General features: G+C 66.6%; 15 protein-coding genes. 12 read left to right on the top strand and 3 right to left on the bottom strand.

Annotated elements, in window-relative coordinates:
* Positions 1-174: 174 nt before the first annotated feature.
* On the top strand, positions 175-624 hold the full coding sequence (locus tag GE073_RS21025; protein ID WP_153784246.1) for a VOC family protein: 450 nt from the start codon (positions 175-177) through the stop codon (positions 622-624).
* Positions 625-646: 22 nt separating this feature from the next.
* Positions 647-1,345 carry an SDR family oxidoreductase gene (locus tag GE073_RS21020; protein WP_153784245.1) on the top strand — a complete coding sequence of 233 codons (699 nt, stop codon included), beginning with the start codon at positions 647-649 and terminating at the stop codon, positions 1,343-1,345.
* Positions 1,346-1,488: 143 nt separating this feature from the next.
* On the opposite strand, the gene gdhA is transcribed toward GE073_RS21020, so the two are convergent.
* The gene (gene gdhA / locus GE073_RS21015) at positions 1,489-2,859 is read right to left on the bottom strand and encodes an NADP-specific glutamate dehydrogenase (protein WP_153784244.1); all 1,371 of its coding nucleotides are present in this window, start codon (positions 2,857-2,859) and stop codon (positions 1,489-1,491) included.
* A gap of 81 nt (positions 2,860-2,940) precedes the next feature.
* Positions 2,941-3,927 (bottom strand): diaminopimelate dehydrogenase, encoded by a 987-nt coding sequence (locus tag GE073_RS21010; protein WP_028598769.1) that lies wholly within the window; start codon positions 3,925-3,927, stop codon positions 2,941-2,943.
* Between the two features lie 282 nt (positions 3,928-4,209).
* Between GE073_RS21010 and GE073_RS21005 the strand changes: the two genes are divergently transcribed.
* The 10 genes from GE073_RS21005 (at position 4,210) to GE073_RS20960 (ending at position 14,881) form a co-directional block, all read left to right on the top strand.
* Positions 4,210-5,127, top strand: a complete 918-nt coding sequence (locus tag GE073_RS21005) for a TolB family protein (protein ID WP_052333181.1) — start codon at positions 4,210-4,212, stop codon at positions 5,125-5,127.
* The gene (locus GE073_RS21000; protein WP_028598770.1) at positions 5,124-5,918 is read left to right on the top strand and encodes a Nif3-like dinuclear metal center hexameric protein; all 795 of its coding nucleotides are present in this window, start codon (positions 5,124-5,126) and stop codon (positions 5,916-5,918) included. Before GE073_RS21005 ends, GE073_RS21000 begins: the two co-directional genes overlap by 4 nt.
* Before the next feature lie 108 nt (positions 5,919-6,026).
* Entirely contained in the window at positions 6,027-8,012 is a 1,986-nt protein-coding gene (locus tag GE073_RS20995; protein WP_101808167.1) for an EndoU domain-containing protein, read from the top strand.
* A gap of 25 nt (positions 8,013-8,037) precedes the next feature.
* A complete protein-coding gene (locus GE073_RS20990) occupies positions 8,038-8,361 on the top strand; it encodes a hypothetical protein (protein WP_101808166.1) in 324 nt (107 codons plus the stop codon).
* A gap of 294 nt (positions 8,362-8,655) precedes the next feature.
* Positions 8,656-9,723 (top strand): ion channel, encoded by a 1,068-nt coding sequence (locus GE073_RS20985; RefSeq protein WP_101808165.1) that lies wholly within the window; start codon positions 8,656-8,658, stop codon positions 9,721-9,723.
* Between the two features lie 123 nt (positions 9,724-9,846).
* Positions 9,847-10,527, top strand: a complete 681-nt coding sequence (locus tag GE073_RS20980; RefSeq protein ID WP_153784243.1) for a bactofilin family protein — start codon at positions 9,847-9,849, stop codon at positions 10,525-10,527.
* Positions 10,528-10,546: 19 nt separating this feature from the next.
* Positions 10,547-11,278 carry a hypothetical protein gene (locus GE073_RS20975; RefSeq protein WP_101808163.1) on the top strand — a complete coding sequence of 244 codons (732 nt, stop codon included), beginning with the start codon at positions 10,547-10,549 and terminating at the stop codon, positions 11,276-11,278.
* Between the two features lie 311 nt (positions 11,279-11,589).
* A complete protein-coding gene (locus GE073_RS20970; protein WP_194843432.1) occupies positions 11,590-12,675 on the top strand; it encodes a glycosyltransferase family 4 protein in 1,086 nt (361 codons plus the stop codon).
* 173 nt (positions 12,676-12,848) lie between these two features.
* Entirely contained in the window at positions 12,849-14,237 is a 1,389-nt protein-coding gene (locus tag GE073_RS20965) for an RsmF rRNA methyltransferase first C-terminal domain-containing protein (protein WP_153784241.1), read from the top strand.
* Between the two features lie 107 nt (positions 14,238-14,344).
* Positions 14,345-14,881, top strand: a complete 537-nt coding sequence (locus GE073_RS20960) for a hypothetical protein (RefSeq protein ID WP_153784240.1) — start codon at positions 14,345-14,347, stop codon at positions 14,879-14,881.
* Here GE073_RS20960 and GE073_RS25610 read toward each other — a convergent pair.
* Entirely contained in the window at positions 14,862-15,149 is a 288-nt protein-coding gene (locus GE073_RS25610) for a hypothetical protein (protein WP_153784239.1), read from the bottom strand. The genes GE073_RS20960 and GE073_RS25610 overlap by 20 nt on opposite strands.
* Between the last annotated feature and the right edge of the window lie 14 nt (positions 15,150-15,163).

Raw genomic sequence — 15,163 nt, 5'->3', positions numbered from 1 at the left:
GGCGGACGAGAAGCTCGAACGCCGCCTTTTCCGCTTTTGACGGAGCTCCGCCGCTGACGAAGAAACCGTTATCATCACGCTGCCGCTATGCTATACTGGCGCAGAAGCTGGGCTCGGACGGCGCCGGATGCGCCAAACGAGCCTAACAACAAGCATCCCAAGGGAGGAATCACCATGTCCGGACTGCTCGGCACGAACGTCATCACCCAAATCGGCATTCTCGTCCATGACATCGACAAGACCAGCCGCGTCTACGCGGACTTTTTCGGGATGGACGTCCCGCCGGCGATCCTGACGGACGCGCCGGAGATCGCGCGCACCGAGTTCGAGGGAGCGCCGAGTCCGGCCCGCGCCCGGCTGGCTTTCTTCGACATGGGCTCCCTGCAGCTGGAGCTGATCGAGCCGGACGAGCATCCGAGCACATGGCGCAACTACTTGAACGAGCACGGAGAGGGCGTCCACCACATCGCGTTCCAGATCGAAGGCATGGCCGAAAAAATCTCCGTGCTGGAGGGCAAGGGCTACGCGCTGCAGCAGAAGGGCGAGTATACCGGCGGGCGCTACGCCTACATGGACACCGCGCCGGACCTGAAGGTGCTCGTCGAGCTGCTGGAGAACGACTAGACGGCAAAGGGAGGATCCTGACATGAACATCCTGATTACCGGAGCGGGCCGCGGGCTCGGCCTGGAGCTGGCGGCCGAGTGCCTGGGGCGCGGCCACCATGTGCTGGCGGGGCTGCGCCGGCCGGAGCAGCCGAGCCCGGAGTTCCGGGCGCTGGCTGACCAGCATGGCGAGCGGCTGGAGCCGGTCCGGCTCGACGTCGCGGACGAGGCGGGCATCGCCGAGCTGGCCGCGCGGCTGAGCGGACAAGGGCGGCAGCTCGGCGCGATCGTCAACAACGCGGCCGTCCTGGAGGCTCGCGAGACGCCGATCGAGCGGCTCGATCTCGCCTTCATGGAGTCGACGATGGACATCAACCTGTACGGTCCGATGCGCGTCGCCAAGCATCTGCTGCCGCTGCTGACCGAACCGGACGCGGCGCTGATCAACATCTCCTCCGAGGCGGGCAGCATGACGAACGCCTATCCCGGCGATTATCCGTACACGCTGTCCAAAGCCGCGATGAACCTGCTCACCGAGCAGCTGTCGCGCGTGCTCGCCGAGCGCGGGGCGATTGCGCTGAGCGTGCATCCGGGCTGGATGCGCACCGACATGGGCGGCGAGCAGGCCAAGCTCGATCCGCGCGAGAGCGCCCGCGGCATCGCCGACCTGATCGAGCGCCGCGTCGAGGTCCCGCCGGGCTTCCGCTTCGTCGACTATTTGGGGAGGCCGATGGCGATCTGATCCGGGCGGCGGGCGGCAGCAAGAGCGTCATCAGGCGCGCGTCAAAACGCCGGGCCTTGTTCAGGCCCGGCTTGTTCGCGTTCTCCGCTTGAGCCCGCCGCTCGCGTCGAGCCCGCTGGCGGCCGCAGGCTCGGCGGCGGCCGCTACACGACGCCTTGCAGAATCATCGCATCGGCGACCTTCCGGAAGCCGGCGATGTTGGCGCCGGCGACGAGGTTGCCCTGGAAGCCGTAAGCTTCGGCGGCGTCGACGCTGTTGCGGTAGATGTCACGGATGATGGCGTGCAGCCTGCGGTCGACCTCCTCGAAGCTCCATGACAGACGCATGCTGTTCTGCGCCATCTCCAGGGCCGATACGGCAACGCCGCCGGCATTGGCCGCTTTGGCCGGGCCGAACAGCACGCCGGCCGCCAGCAGCAGATGCACGGCTTCGAGCGTGCACGGCATGTTGGCGCCTTCGGCGACGGCGATGACGCCGGCGCTCGCCAGCTGCCGCGCGGCGGCCGCGTCGAGCTCGTTCTGCGTGGCGCAAGGGAGCGCGATTTCGCATGGCACGCTCCAGATGCCGCCGCTGCCGGCATGGTAGGACGCATGCGGACGCTCGCACACGTACTCGCTGATGCGGCCTCCCTCGGAGAGCTTGATCCGCTTGACGAGCTCGAGGTCGATGCCGCGAGGATCGACGATGTATCCCGCCGAATCGCTGCAGGCGACGACGAGGGCGCCGAGCTCCTGCGCTTTTTGCATGGCGTAGATCGAGACGTTGCCGCTGCCGGAGACGACCGTGCGCCGTCCGTCGAGCTCCAGGCCGCGCGAGGCGAGCAGCTCCTGCACGAAGTAGATGCAGCCGTAGCCGGTCGCCTCCGTCCGTCCGAGGCTGCCGCCGTACTGGACGCCCTTGCCGGTCAGCACGCCGGGCTCGTTGCCGCCGCGGATGCGCTTGTACTGGCCGAACATGTAGCCGATCTCGCGCGCGCCGACGCCGATGTCGCCCGCCGGCACGTCGACGTCGGGGCCGAGGTACTTCTGCAGCTCGGTCATGAAGCTCTGCGTGAAGCGCATGATCTCCAGGTCCGACTTGCCCTTCGGATCGAAGTCCGAGCCTCCCTTGCCGCCCCCGATCGGCTGGCCGGTCAGCGCGTTCTTGAACGTCTGCTCGAAGCCGAGGAACTTGATGATGCCGGCGTTGACGGTCGGGTGGAAGCGGATGCCGCCCTTGTACGGACCGAGTGTGCTGTTGAACTGCACGCGGAAGCCGCGGTTCACCTGCACCCGTCCCTGATCGTCCACCCACGGCACGCGGAAGGAGACGAGCCGGTCCGGCTCGACGAGGCGCTCCAGGATGGCATGCTTGCGATACTCCGGATGGCGGACGAGCACGGGCTCCATGCTTTCGAGAAATTCCTGGACGGCCTGATGGAACTCGGGCTCCTGGGGATTGCGCCGGACGACGCTTTCATAGACGGACTGCAGGTAGGCTCCGGCCTCGGAACCGGCGGACACGGAAAAGCTCATGATGAACGACCCCTTTGTCAAAGTAGTGGCGAATGCGTCTTGCCAGGAACTTGCGGACTTGCGGACTTGCGGAAGGAAGGCTTAAAGCAGCTCCCGGCGCAGCTGCTCCGGCGATTTGGGCGAGAGCAGGCCGAACGGAATGTCGAATACGGTGCGCGCCCCGGTCTGCCCCTGCTCCCGCAGGCGGCATACCGCGCGGGCGTAGGCGACGAGCACGCTCGCCGTGAACTCCGGGTTGCTGCCGAGCTTCAGGCCGAACTCCATGAGCTGGCCCGTGCCCTCGCCGGTGGAGCCGCTGCGGATGACGAAGCCCCCGTGCGGCATGCCGCTGTGATCGCGCTGCAGCTCCTCGTCCGTAATGAATTCCACCGTCGTGTCGTAGTCGGCAAAATAGTTCGGCATCGTGACGATCGCTTCGCGGATCGAAGCCCGGTCCGCGCCGGTCTCGGCGACGACGAAGCACTGCCGCAGATGCTTCTCGCGCGTCGCCAGCTCCGGCCGCTCTCCGCTGCGCACGCGCTCGACCGCGGCCTCGATCGGCACCGTGTACTGCACGCCGGCCTTCACGCCGGGGATGCGCCGGATGGCGTCGGAGTGGCCCTGGCTGACGCCTGTGCCCCAGAACGTATCGGTCGAGCCCTCCGGCAGGATCGACTCCGCCAGCAGGCGGTTCAGCGAGAACAGCCCCGGGTCCCAGCCGGTCGAGATGAGGCTGAGATTGCCCCCGGCCCGTGCGGCGGCATCGACCCGCTCGTAGAACTCCGGGATGCGGGCATGCGTGTCGAAGCTGTCCACGGTGCTGAATGCCGCCGCCAGCATCGGCGTCTGCTCCGGCAGATCGCTCGCCGAGCCTCCGCACAGGATCATGACGTCGATCCGGTCCCGGTACAGCTCGGCGTCCGCGATCGTTGCAAATACGGCATCGCCGCAGGCCGATTCCATCGAGGCAGGATCGCGCCGGGTGAAGATCGCGGCCAGCTCGAGATCGGCGTTTTGGCGGAGCGCTTTATGGACGCCTTTGCCCAGATTTCCGTAACCGACGATGCCGATTTTCCACTTTTTGTTCATCGTTTTCGCCCCTTTTTCAGTCAATCTGTCTTGTGCAGGCATTAGGAGGAGGATAGACAAAGTTGACATCACATGTCAATGGTTTAAAGCGAAAAAGCTTGATTTCATTCTTTTCCGATCGTGTGACGGGTCCTTGATCCGCTCGCAATCGGGTCTTATCGGACCGTAAAAGAAAACCGTGATCAGCGCGTTGTCGCTGTGCTATACTGGCGCAAAGCTCGACTTGCCGCGAGGGCGGCCGACGGCGATTTGAATCCGAGCCGGGACAAGGAGGAGAACGAGATGTTTCCCCATGAGGAAGGCCTGCGCCTGGCGCAGGAGCGGGGCGTGACGAGCGTGCTGGAGACGGTCGACGTCTCCACGGGCGCGCGCCGCGCGAGGGCCGAGTTCGAGGCGCTGATCGAAGCGCCCAACTGGACGCCCGACGGCAAGCGGCTCATCTTCAACAGCGGCGGCAGGCTTTATGCCTTCGAGCTGGAGGGCGGAGCGGTCGCCGAGATCGGGAGCGGCTTCGCGGACCGCTGCAACAACGACCATGTGCTGTCGCCGGACGGACGCCGGATCGCGGTCAGCCATCATACGGAGGGGGACGGCCGCTCGCGCGTCTACGTTCTGCCGGTCGAAGGCGGGGAGCCGCGGCTCGTCACGCCGCTCGGGCCGAGCTATCTGCACGGCTGGTCGCCCGACGGCCGGACGCTCGCCTACTGCGCCGAGCGCGGCGGCGCCTACGACATCTACGTCATCGGCTCGGACGGCGGCGAGGAGCGGCGCCTCACCGACGCTCCGGGACTCGACGACGGGCCGGAGTACGCGCCGGACGGCCGAATCTGGTTCAACAGCACGCGCTCCGGGCTCATGCAGCTGTGGCGCATGGAGCCGGACGGCAGCGGGCAGCGTCAGATGACGTTCGACGAGCATCGCAACAGCTGGTTCCCGCATCCTTCTCCGGACGGACGGCTCGTCGCCTATCTCGCCTACCGCGCGGGAGACGTCGAGCCGGCCGACCATCCGCCGAACCGGCAGGTCGAGCTGCGCCTGCTGCCGGCTCTAGGCGGCGAATCCCGGCTGCTGGCCGAGCTGTTCGGCGGTCAGGGCACGATCAACGTGAATTCATGGTCGCCGGACAGCCGCGAGCTTGCTTTTGTCAGCTACCGGCAGGCCGGCGGAGAGATGGGGAAAGAGAAGGGGGAACGGACATGAGCGGACTTGCCATCGGAGAGGCGATCGCGCGCATCCAGCGGGAAGCGGGCGTCAAGCCGGAGGAGGGGACCGTCGACACGCTCAAGACCGGCGATCCGACGCAGCCGCTGCGCGGCGTGCTCGTCTGCTTCACGGCGACGGCGGACGTCATCCGCGCGGCGGCGGCAAGCGGCGCGAACCTGATCGTCACCCACGAGCCGACCTGGTACAACCATCGCGACGAGACGGACGGGCTGGAGGACGATCCGGTCTACCGAGCCAAGCGCGCGCTCGTCGACGAGCACGGCATCGCCATCTGGCGCTTCCACGACGACTGGCATCGCCGCCGGCCGGACGGCATCCAGGAAGGCATGCTGCGCCGGCTCGGCTGGCCGGCTCCGACGGACGGCGGACACGGCGCCGTCGTGCAGCTGCCGGAGCAGACCGTGCGCGAGCTGGCGGCGCAGCTCAAGGAGCGTCTGGGCGTGCCGTACGTGCGCGTCGTCGGCGATCCGGACTGGACCGTCTCGCGCATCGCCATGCAGGTCGGCGCGCCGGGCGGAGAGCGCCAGCTGCGGGCGGCTGCGCGCGATGATGTCGACGCCGTGCTGTGCGGCGAGACGGTCGAGTGGATGACATGCGAGTACGTCCGCGACGCGGCGCTGCTCGGCCGCCGGCGGGCGCTGCTCGTCGTCGGGCATTTCCATAGCGAGGCCGCCGGCATGGAGCATCTGGCCGACTGGATTGCTCCGCTGCTCGGCGGCGCGCCCGTGGCGTACGCGCCAAGCGGCGACCCTTACCGCTACCTGTAAGCGCGGAGAGGCGCTTCGGACGGTCATCGTTTCATCTTTTCCCGAATGTGGTAATGATTAGGCGAATTTCATCGCTGCTCATCCCATTCAGGCGAAGAGGAGGAAGAGATGATCGGACAGCGTATGAAGTGGCGCAGCGGGCTGCGCTCGCATGTCGAGCGGCTGCTCGGCGGAGCCGGGCGCTGGCTCGCGAAGCATCCGTACGTCCTGCATCTGTACGCCCTGCTTTCCTGGGCGGCCTTGCTTTATTTCCTGAGCACCCTGTTCTTCTATCCCGAATCCCGCAAGCTGGGCGTGCAGTACCTGTGGTCGATCTACGTCCTGCTGCAGTTCTGGTGGCTGTGCCGGAGCAAGACGCTTTCCTGGCGCTCGGTCATGCTGTTTTTCCTGGCCGGCGCCTGGCTCATCGTCCCGCTCACCGGGTTCACGGTCAGCCTGCTGACCGCCTGGACGGGCAGCGATACGGGCGACCTGTGGAGCCGCGCCTTGCTGACGCCGATCGCCGAGGAGGTCGTCAAGCTCTTGCCGCTGGCGGCTTACCTGCTGTTCTCCCGGCGCGCCTCGGCGCTCAGCCTCGGGGACTACGCGCTCATCGGCGGCGCGGTCGGGGCGGGCTTTCAGTTCATGGAAGAGACGGCGCGCCGCTGGACGACCGGACACATCTTCCCTTACGGCTACAGCTGGATCAGCGGCAAGTTCATCCACTGGAACGTCGGCGAGCTGTTCCCCGGCTACCTGCAGCTGACCCGCGGCCCGGCGTACATCAGCTACAGCCACGCGATGCTGGGCAGCCTCGCGGCGCTCGGGGTCGGCCTGGCGATCCGCTTCCGCGGCAAGCTGAGAGGCGCCGCTCCGGCGGTGCCGGCCGCGCTGCTCGCCCTAGCGATCTTCGACCATGCGGCCTACAACGCCAGCTACGACTTGCCCGACATTCTGCAATGGATCGGGGATCGGACCGGCAACGGCCATGCGACCAAGCCGCTTTATCTGCTGCTGCTTGCCGGCGCGGTCGGGTACGACTACGTCCAGCTGAACCGCATCCGCGACCGGCTGCCGATGCTGGAGCGGGAACGATGGCTCGATCCGCTGAGCGAGCTCGCCCGCAGCGGCGCCGCCTTGTTCTTCCGGCGCGGACGGTTTCGGGAGCAGCTGACGTTTTTCCGGGAGCGCAAGCGGCTCGGCTGCACGCTGCTCTACGGCAACGAAGAGGCGCTCGGCGCCGAGCCGGACATTCGCCGCGAGACGCGGCGGCTGGCCGCGCTGCTGGGAGCCGCCGCGCTGCTGCTGGCGGCGGCCTCGCTCCACCTCCATGCGCTGCTGCAGGCGCCGGATGCGGCGCACGGCTGCTTCGCCTGCATGTTCGAGGATCTGCAGCAGTGGTGGGACCGGCGTTCCTTCTGGGAAAAGACAGCCATGGCGGCGGGCATGCTCGCGCTATCCCTGCTGTTTCTGGAGCTCTGGCCGGCGATCGGCCTGATCTCGACCGTGACCGGCCTGTTCGGCAGCGGCGCGACGATCGGCGCGTTCCTGCGCGATCCGCGCAGCTTCCTGACGCCGGGGCGGCTCGCCGCGCTCGGCGTCGATCTGGCGCTGAGCCGGATCCCGCTCGGCCGGCTCGCGAAGCGCATTCCCGGCCGGTTCGGCGAGTGGCTGCGCAAGCATCTCGACGCGCGGACCGTCGAATACGACATCGCCAAGCTGCAGAACACGTCCCGTTTCCGCGCGGGGGCGCTGGAGCATATTCTCGATGGCGAGCTCAACCGCCGCGGGCGGGGCGTCGGCTACCACTACGAGGGGATGCCGACCGCTCGCGGGCGGGTCATCCCTGGCACGGAGTCGCCTCCGAACGCGCACGGCGTCTATCAGGCGCAGGTCGAGATCGACGGCGTGCCGAAGACGGGCAACCAGGGGATGTCGACCTTTTTCCCGAAAGACATGAGTCCGCAGCAGATCGTCGACTCCATCAACGAGGCGTTCGCGAACCAACGCCATGTGACGGGCAACACGTACACGGGCACGACCTCGTCCGGCATGCGGATCGACATGTATCTGGACCGGAGCGGCAGCATCATCTCGGCCTTCCCGCATTATTGAACGGCAAAGGAGACGAACGATAGCGATGAAGTACCCCTATGCGATCGAAAAATTGAACCACGGCGGGCAGGAGCTGACCGTCATGAGGCTGCCGGCGGAGCTCTCGCTCGTCGAGACGTTCCTGTTCACCGACGTCAATCGGGCGAGCGGGCCGCAGTATCTGGACGCGATCGGCGCGGTGCTGCGCGGCGAGTCCGACGGGCGCGAGCTCTCGGGCAACGCCTGCACGCTGGAGATCGGCCGGGAGCGGACGCGGGTCGTCGATGAGCTGGCCGACGAGGACAGCTGCTGCGAGCTGGAGACAGAGGAGCTGCAGCGGCTGATCGAAGCGTGGATGCGGGAGATTTAGGCTCGGGCGCAGCGGCCCGGTCCGTTGGAGGCGTGGACGGCGCTCGCGGCGGAATGAAGGAGAGAAGGGCTGATCAACAGCCCTTTTTTGCGTTGTCTGCTAGGGCGTGGGAGAGGATGTTGATCAGCCTGCTGGACGGGTCGCTGGCGGATTGCTGCAAAAGGCGCCTATCATTTAATGGGATTCAACTTTCGTATAATTAGGAACAAGGCGCCGGAAGGGTTTCCATCCCTTTCCTTCGAATGGTAGAAAGGATTACCGCATCCAGGCTTGCCGAGAGAAAGGATCGATTTCATGCTGTTTTTCTACCAAGCGTTCCGCAAGATCGTCAGGCTTGACGGCCGGACGCTCGCCGTGTTCGCGGCGATTTTTTTCCTCCTCAGCCCGTTCGTCATTCAGGCGCTGGAGCCGGAGAAGTTCACGAGCTGGTTCCGCTCGCTCTGGTGGGTGATCGTGACGGCGACGACGGTCGGCTACGGCGATTATTTCCCGGTGACCGCTCCGGGCATGGTGTTCGGCATCGTCGTCATTTTCATCGGATTGTTCCTGATCGGCTCCATCGTCGGCAAGACGACGGAGAATTTCGTGAGCTGGAAAAAGCAGAGGGAGGAAGGCAGATTGGCTTACCAAGGCAAGGATCACTACGTCGTCATCGGCTGGTCGGAGGAAAAGATCCGCGACATGATCGAGGAGCTGCTGCTCGCCGATCCGGCGCGGGAGGTCGTGCTCGTCGCCAAGCTGGAGAAGACGCCGATGGCGGAGCATCGCGTTCATTACATCCAAGGCGACGCCACGGAGTACGCGACGCTGGACCGGGCGAACGTCTGCGCGTGCAAGGCGGTCGTCATCTTTTCCCCGGAGGGCGTGCATAATTCGTCGTTGGCGGACGGCCATACGCTGCTGATCGCGACGACGCTGGAGAGCTATGCGGCCCGCCAAGGCAAGGAGATCTACACGATCGCGGAGATCCTCAAGGAAAGCCACCGCCACAGCTTCCGCCATGCGAAGGTGGATGAGCTGATCCTGTCGCAGCAGTCGATCTCCCATCTGATCGCCAGCTCCACGGTGAACCAGGGCTCGTCGCGCCTGTTCATGAACCTGATGAGCAAGGACAGCGGGGACGAGCTGTACGCGATCGCCAAGCGGCCGGAATGGCGCGTCTACAACGATGCTTACGAATGGCTGAAGGCGCGCGGCGCGCTGCTCGTCGCCGACGGCGACGACACGGGCATCATCCGCCGGCTCGGCGACACGATTCCGGAGCAGGCGCGGCTGTTCATCATCGCCGATACGGCGACGTACGAGGCGCTGGCTCTAACGGGGGCGAGCGAGAAGGCGTCCGTAACGAGAGAGCGGAATTGACCGCAGCGCCCCCGCCACCCCGCCTTCTGCCCGACTTCCGGCTCCGCCTGCGGGCCGATGCCCGGCTGCGGACAGCGTGATAAGCTGAGTCCATATCAGTCTATTTGAAGGGAGAATGGTCTTATGAACAGCGATACGGGCAGGGAGATTCGGCTGGCGGGCATCGGCACGGTGGAGGGCGGCAGGGCGGAGCGCACGATCATCGACGGCATGGGCAAGGTGACGGGCGACCTCGACAGCGGAGCGGTCATCGTGAACGGTCAGGCGACGTTCAAGGGCTCGGTGCAGGCGGAGCACGCGGAGATCAACGGTCTGGCGGGCATTCACGGCGGATTGAGGACGAAGAAATGCCGCGTGGAGGGCAAGCTGACGGTAGAGGAATCGCTGGAAGCGGACGAGGCGGCGGTCAACGGCAGCCTCACGGTGCACGGACCGTGCCGAATCGGCCGCCTGCTGTCGCACGGCAAGCTTCAGCTTGACGCGCTGAACGGCGACGAGATCCGGCTGGAGCTTCAGGGCGGCAGCAGCATCCGCGAGCTGTCGGCCCGCTTCATCCAGACCAAGGCCTCGAGCAGCGACCTGCACGGCTGGCAGAAGCTGCTGCCGCTGCCCGCCATCCAGAACCGGCTGCTGGCGCAGACGATCGAGGGCGAGGAGATCGTCTTGGAGCATGTGACGGCGAGCCTCGTGCGCGGGGTCAGGGTGCGGATCGGTCCGGGCTGCGAGATCGGCCGGGTCGAGTACACGGAGCAATTCGAGCGGCATGCGGATGCGCGCGTCGACAGCGAAGCCCGACTGACCTGATCGAGAGGGGGAGTGCCGCATGGCGGCGAAAACTCATGACGAGCCGCGCCGCCTGTCTCTGACAGGGACAGGCGCGACTGGCGGCGGCAGCTATGAGAAGGCGCGCGTGCTCGGCGACGCCGTCGTGCACGGGAGCCTCGACTGCGTGCAGCTGGCCGTGACCGGCACGATGCGCGTGCACGGCGAGCTGAACGCGCTCAAGGCCAGCATCACCGGCACGATCTCCGCAGAGGGACTGTCGATCGGCCGCCTGCGGCTGACCGGCGAGCTGGCTTCCCGCGACGCCGCTTCGGTCCGCGAGCTGATCGGCACGGGCTCGATTACGGTGCAGGAGCGGCTGCATGTCGACCGCCTGCGCCTCAGCGGAGAGCTGCAGGCGATGAGCTGCGACGCTTCGGACATTCATTTGCGCGGCAAGGCCGCCGTGCCGGGCCGGCTGGACGCCGGCAGCATCGAGCTGCAGCTGTACGGCGACTCGTCCGTCGGCGAGCTGGTCGGAGACCGGATTGAGGTCAGCCGCCCGGCCTGGTGGACGCGGCTGTTCGGGATCTTTTTCCGGCCTTCGCGGCAGGCCCGCCTATCCGCCCATCACATCGAGGGGGCTGTCGTCCGGCTGGAGCATACCCGCGCGCACACCGTGCGCGGAGGCAGCGTGACGGTGGGCGACGGCTGCGAGATCGGAGCGGTCGAATATACGGAGGAGCTGATCGTGCATCCCGGCGCGGTCGTGAAGGAGCGGCGGCGGATCTAGCATCCGGCCGCCTTTTTTAGTTTCCGTACGGTCGCAGCCCCCGCCGGCCGACGGAGCCTTGTAGTAGAATCGCCGCAGCCGGGAGAATGAGCTCCTCAGGGGTGAAAATACACTGGGAATCGCCGCAGCTCGGAAAACGAGCTCCTCAAGCCGTTTCCGTCACGCCCTCCCTCCCTCTCGCCTCGCCTATCCCGCACGGGCGGCGCGGAGCCGAGCATATACTGGCAGCAACCTGTTTTTACGACTGGAGGTGCGGGCCTGATGGTCCACCAGCTCGCGAATACGCTCCGCCCCTGCGGAGACGAAGGGCGATGAAGCTGCTGCTCGTCTTCTCGACGCCGAGCGGGGGCATGGAGACGCTCAACCGCATCCGCTCCCGGGCGCTCGCCGCAAGCGGCGTCGACTGCCACGTCCTGTACACGAACGAAGGGAGCGGCCTGCAGAACGCCCCCGGCGCGACCGTGCTCGTCTACCGCGAAACGGCAGACATCCTGGAGCTGATCCGCCGGGAGGGCTACGACATGATCGTCGTCTGCTCGCATGTCGTCCTGCTGGAGCAGATCCGGCTCAGCGGCTACGCCGGACGCCTCGTGTTCGAGGTCCAAGGGCTCGGCACGCCGCAGCAGGCCGAGGAATTCCTGCGCGACTACGGCAGCGTGCTGCGCTTTTGCGCGGACGGCCTTTTGTACCCCGTGACGGGCCATCTGCAGGCGATGTTCGGCGGCGCTTATCCGGAGCTGCCGCAGTTCTGCTTCGACGATCCGCTCGACACGGACAGCTTCGGCTACTCGCGCTTCCCGGTCGTGCCGTACCCGATCCTCGGCTGGATCGGACGGATCGAGCCCAACAAAAACTGGCGCGAGCTCGCGTCGATCGCGGAAGCGCTCGTGCCCGCTTTCCCGCAGCTGGCGCTGTGGATGTTCGAGGATGCGAGCCTGTACGATCCAGCCGAGCGCCAGTCGTTCGAGCAGTGGCGCCGCATCTCCCCCGTCGCGGGGCGTCTGACGCTGCGCTCCAACGTGCCGCATTCGCAGATGGCTGATTATCTTAGCCTGATCGGCGATTCGGGCGGGCTGCTCGTCTCCTGCTCGATCCGCGAAGGCTTCGGCTACGCGGTCGCGGAGGCGCTGCTCTGCCGCTGCCCGGTGCTGGCGACCGACTCCGGCGGGGTGACGCGCTTCATCTCGCCGGGCCAGACGGGGGAGCTGTACCCGCTCGGCGACATCGGCGCGGCTGCGGCCGGCGCTTATCGCCTCATGCAGGACGTCGCCTATCGGGAGAGCATCCGCGTCCAAGGCGAGCGCCATATCCGCGAGCGCTTCTCGGCTGCGGCCTACGTCGCTCATTTCCACGCGATGCTCCAGGCGATGCAGGCGGTCCAGCCCAAGCGGCCTTGAGGCGCGGGACGGCGGCGCTCGCCCCGCTTCCCGCCTTCGGACCGCTCCGGCCTCGCGCGGCTGCGGCGGCCTCGCGGCGCTCCGGCCTTGCGCCGAAGGGGCTCGCCCGGTAGAATGGGTCGTAGTTTTTTCCGGCGGCTCGCCGCCAGGCATCGACCCCGAGGTGAACGAAGATGAAACTTCCGGCTTCCTTCGAATCGCGCATGAAGGACCTGCTGCAAGACGAATACGAGGCGTTCCGCCGCAGCTACGAGCAGCCGCGGGCGCAGGCGCTGCGCGTCAATACGCTCAAGCTTTCGGCCGAGGACTTCCTCGCCGTCCAGCCGTTCCGGCTGGAGCCGGTGCCGTGGGCTCCGGCAGGCTTCTATTATGATGGCGAAGAGGACCGTCCCGGCCGGCATCCGTGGCATGAGGCGGGCCTCTATTACATTCAGGAGCCGAGCGCGATGGCCGTCGCCGAGCTGGCCGCTCCGCAGCCGGGCGAGCGCGTGCTCGATCTATGCGCCGCGCCCGGCGGCAAGACGACGCATCTGGCCCAGCTGATGCGGGGCGAGGGGCTGCTCGTCGCCAACGAGCCGCATCCGGCGCGGGCGAAGATCCTGTCGCAGAACGTGGAGCGCATGGGCGTCCCGCATGCGGTCGTGACGAGCGAGCTGCCGGATCGGCTGTCGCCTCGTTTCCCGGCCTTTTTCGACCGGATCGTGGTGGACGCTCCGTGCTCCGGCGAGGGCATGTTCCGCAAGGACCCGGACGCCTGCGCGCAGTGGAGCCCGGACCATGTGCGGCTATGCGCGGCGCGGCAGGAAGACATCCTGCGCCATGCGGCGCTCATGCTGCGTCCCGGCGGCACGCTCGTCTACTCCACCTGCACGTTCGCTCCGGAGGAAAATGAAGGCGCCATAAGCCGCTTCCTGCGGGAGCATCCGGAGTTCTCCGTCGCGGCCGCGCAGCGGCAGGACGGCTTCGGGAGCGGCCGGCCCGACTGGACCGCCGACCCCGCGCCGGGACTGGAGCATACGGTGCGCATCTGGCCGCATCGGACGCGCGGCGAGGGCCACTACGCCGCGGTGCTGCGCAAGGCGGAGGAGGCGCCTGCGGGCGGCGCCAAGCTGAAGCTGGAGACGGGCCTGCGGCGGGACAAGCTGCCGGAGCCTTTTCTGCGCTTCGCCGAAGAGTCGCTCGCGGAGCAGCCGCAAGGGAGGATGCTCCTGTTCGGCGACCAGCTGTACGCGCTGCCGGAGGGCATGCCGGAGCTTGCGGGGCTGAAGGTGCTGCGGCCGGGCTTGCATCTCGGCACGCTCAAGAAGAACCGCTTCGAGCCGTCCCACGCGCTGGCGCTGGCGCTCCGGCCGAGCCAGGCGCGGCATGCCGCCGACCTGCCGCTCGGCTCGGCGGAGCTGGCGGCCTACCTGCGAGGCGAAGCGATCGCGGGCGGCGGAGCGAAGGGCTGGCAGCTCGTGCTCGCTTCCGGCTATCCGATCGGCTGGGGCAAGCTGGCGGACGGGCAGCTCAAGAATCATTTCCCGAAAGGGCTGCGCTGGACGGGAGCCCCGGCGAAATAGCTCGAATTGCCTCATTCAAAAAGGGAACAAATGTTCGAAATGCGACTAGGCATTTTCCCGTTCGCAGGGTATACTGGACTAAGTCAAGCATTCGGGAGGGCAGAGCGATGGAGCAGATGCTGGAGCGGATCATGTCGACGCTGGAGGGAATGAACGGCCGCTTCGATCGAATCGACGAACGGTTGGACAAGATGGATCAGCGCTTGGATAAGATGGACGAGCGTTTGGAGGCGGTCGAGCAGCGGCTTGGAGCGGTCGAGCAGCGTCTGGACGACGTGGACCAGCGGCTTGGAGCGGTCGAGCAGCGTCTGGACGATGTGGATCAGCGTCTGGGGGCGGTCGAGCAGCGTCTGGACGGCGTGGACCAGCGTCTGGGAGCGGTCGAGCAGCGTCTGGACGACGTGGACCAGCGGCTGGGTCGACTTGAAGAAGACGTCGATTCGCTTCAGACCCAGGTGGCGACGCTGAACGGACAGGTCTTTTCGCTCCACGAAAAGGTGGATGCCTACCATCTGGAGAATATTGCCGCAGACGAGAAGCTACTGAGCGAGATCATTCCCCTCCGTGGAAATGTGGAATTCCAGGATCATAAGATCATGCAGGTGGAGAAGGAGATGTTCTTCCTCAAGAAACAGCATGCTTGAGCCGGGTTCGTGACGAGACAGCTCGGCACTGCGCATTATCATCGCTCCAAGATGTGCCCCGATAGCGGGACGAAGCAGAGGCCGCCTCCGCTTCGTCCCGTTTCGCTTTCCGGCTCAATGAAGCTGAAGCCCCGCCGCCACGTTGATCGTGAACGAGCCGCTGGCCGCCGGCCGCCGGCCGCCAGCCGTCAGCTCCGGCCGCGACCATCAGGATGAGGCCGCCCAGCAGCGCCGCCGCGGCGAATCCCGTCCATGATTTCATCGTCATAGGTGCAGCTCCCT

The sequence above is a fragment of the Paenibacillus sp. B01 genome, assembly GCF_009649995.1.
GTDB lineage: Bacteria > Bacillota > Bacilli > Paenibacillales > Paenibacillaceae > Paenibacillus_O > Paenibacillus_O pasadenensis.
This window is presented reverse-complemented; position numbering and strand designations above follow the sequence as displayed.

What these genes read in the sequence shown, in the direction of transcription:
- GE073_RS20965 (WP_153784241.1), top strand. Translation starts at nt 12,849, where the DNA reads ATGAAACTTCCGGCTTCCTTCGAATCGCGCATGAAGGACCTGCTGCAA.
- GE073_RS20960 (WP_153784240.1), top strand. Translation starts at nt 14,345, where the DNA reads ATGGAGCAGATGCTGGAGCGGATCATGTCGACGCTGGAGGGAATGAAC.
- GE073_RS20990 (WP_101808166.1), top strand. Translation starts at nt 8,038, where the DNA reads ATGAAGTACCCCTATGCGATCGAAAAATTGAACCACGGCGGGCAGGAG.
- GE073_RS25610 (WP_153784239.1), bottom strand. Translation starts at nt 15,149, where the DNA reads ATGACGATGAAATCATGGACGGGATTCGCCGCGGCGGCGCTGCTGGGC.
- GE073_RS21000 (WP_028598770.1), top strand. Translation starts at nt 5,124, where the DNA reads ATGAGCGGACTTGCCATCGGAGAGGCGATCGCGCGCATCCAGCGGGAA.
- GE073_RS20975 (WP_101808163.1), top strand. Translation starts at nt 10,547, where the DNA reads ATGGCGGCGAAAACTCATGACGAGCCGCGCCGCCTGTCTCTGACAGGG.
- GE073_RS21005 (WP_052333181.1), top strand. Translation starts at nt 4,210, where the DNA reads ATGTTTCCCCATGAGGAAGGCCTGCGCCTGGCGCAGGAGCGGGGCGTG.
- GE073_RS21025 (WP_153784246.1), top strand. Translation starts at nt 175, where the DNA reads ATGTCCGGACTGCTCGGCACGAACGTCATCACCCAAATCGGCATTCTC.
- GE073_RS21020 (WP_153784245.1), top strand. Translation starts at nt 647, where the DNA reads ATGAACATCCTGATTACCGGAGCGGGCCGCGGGCTCGGCCTGGAGCTG.
- GE073_RS20970 (WP_194843432.1), top strand. Translation starts at nt 11,590, where the DNA reads ATGAAGCTGCTGCTCGTCTTCTCGACGCCGAGCGGGGGCATGGAGACG.
- gdhA (WP_153784244.1), bottom strand. Translation starts at nt 2,859, where the DNA reads ATGAGCTTTTCCGTGTCCGCCGGTTCCGAGGCCGGAGCCTACCTGCAG.
- GE073_RS20985 (WP_101808165.1), top strand. Translation starts at nt 8,656, where the DNA reads ATGCTGTTTTTCTACCAAGCGTTCCGCAAGATCGTCAGGCTTGACGGC.
- GE073_RS21010 (WP_028598769.1), bottom strand. Translation starts at nt 3,927, where the DNA reads ATGAACAAAAAGTGGAAAATCGGCATCGTCGGTTACGGAAATCTGGGC.
- GE073_RS20980 (WP_153784243.1), top strand. Translation starts at nt 9,847, where the DNA reads ATGAACAGCGATACGGGCAGGGAGATTCGGCTGGCGGGCATCGGCACG.
- GE073_RS20995 (WP_101808167.1), top strand. Translation starts at nt 6,027, where the DNA reads ATGATCGGACAGCGTATGAAGTGGCGCAGCGGGCTGCGCTCGCATGTC.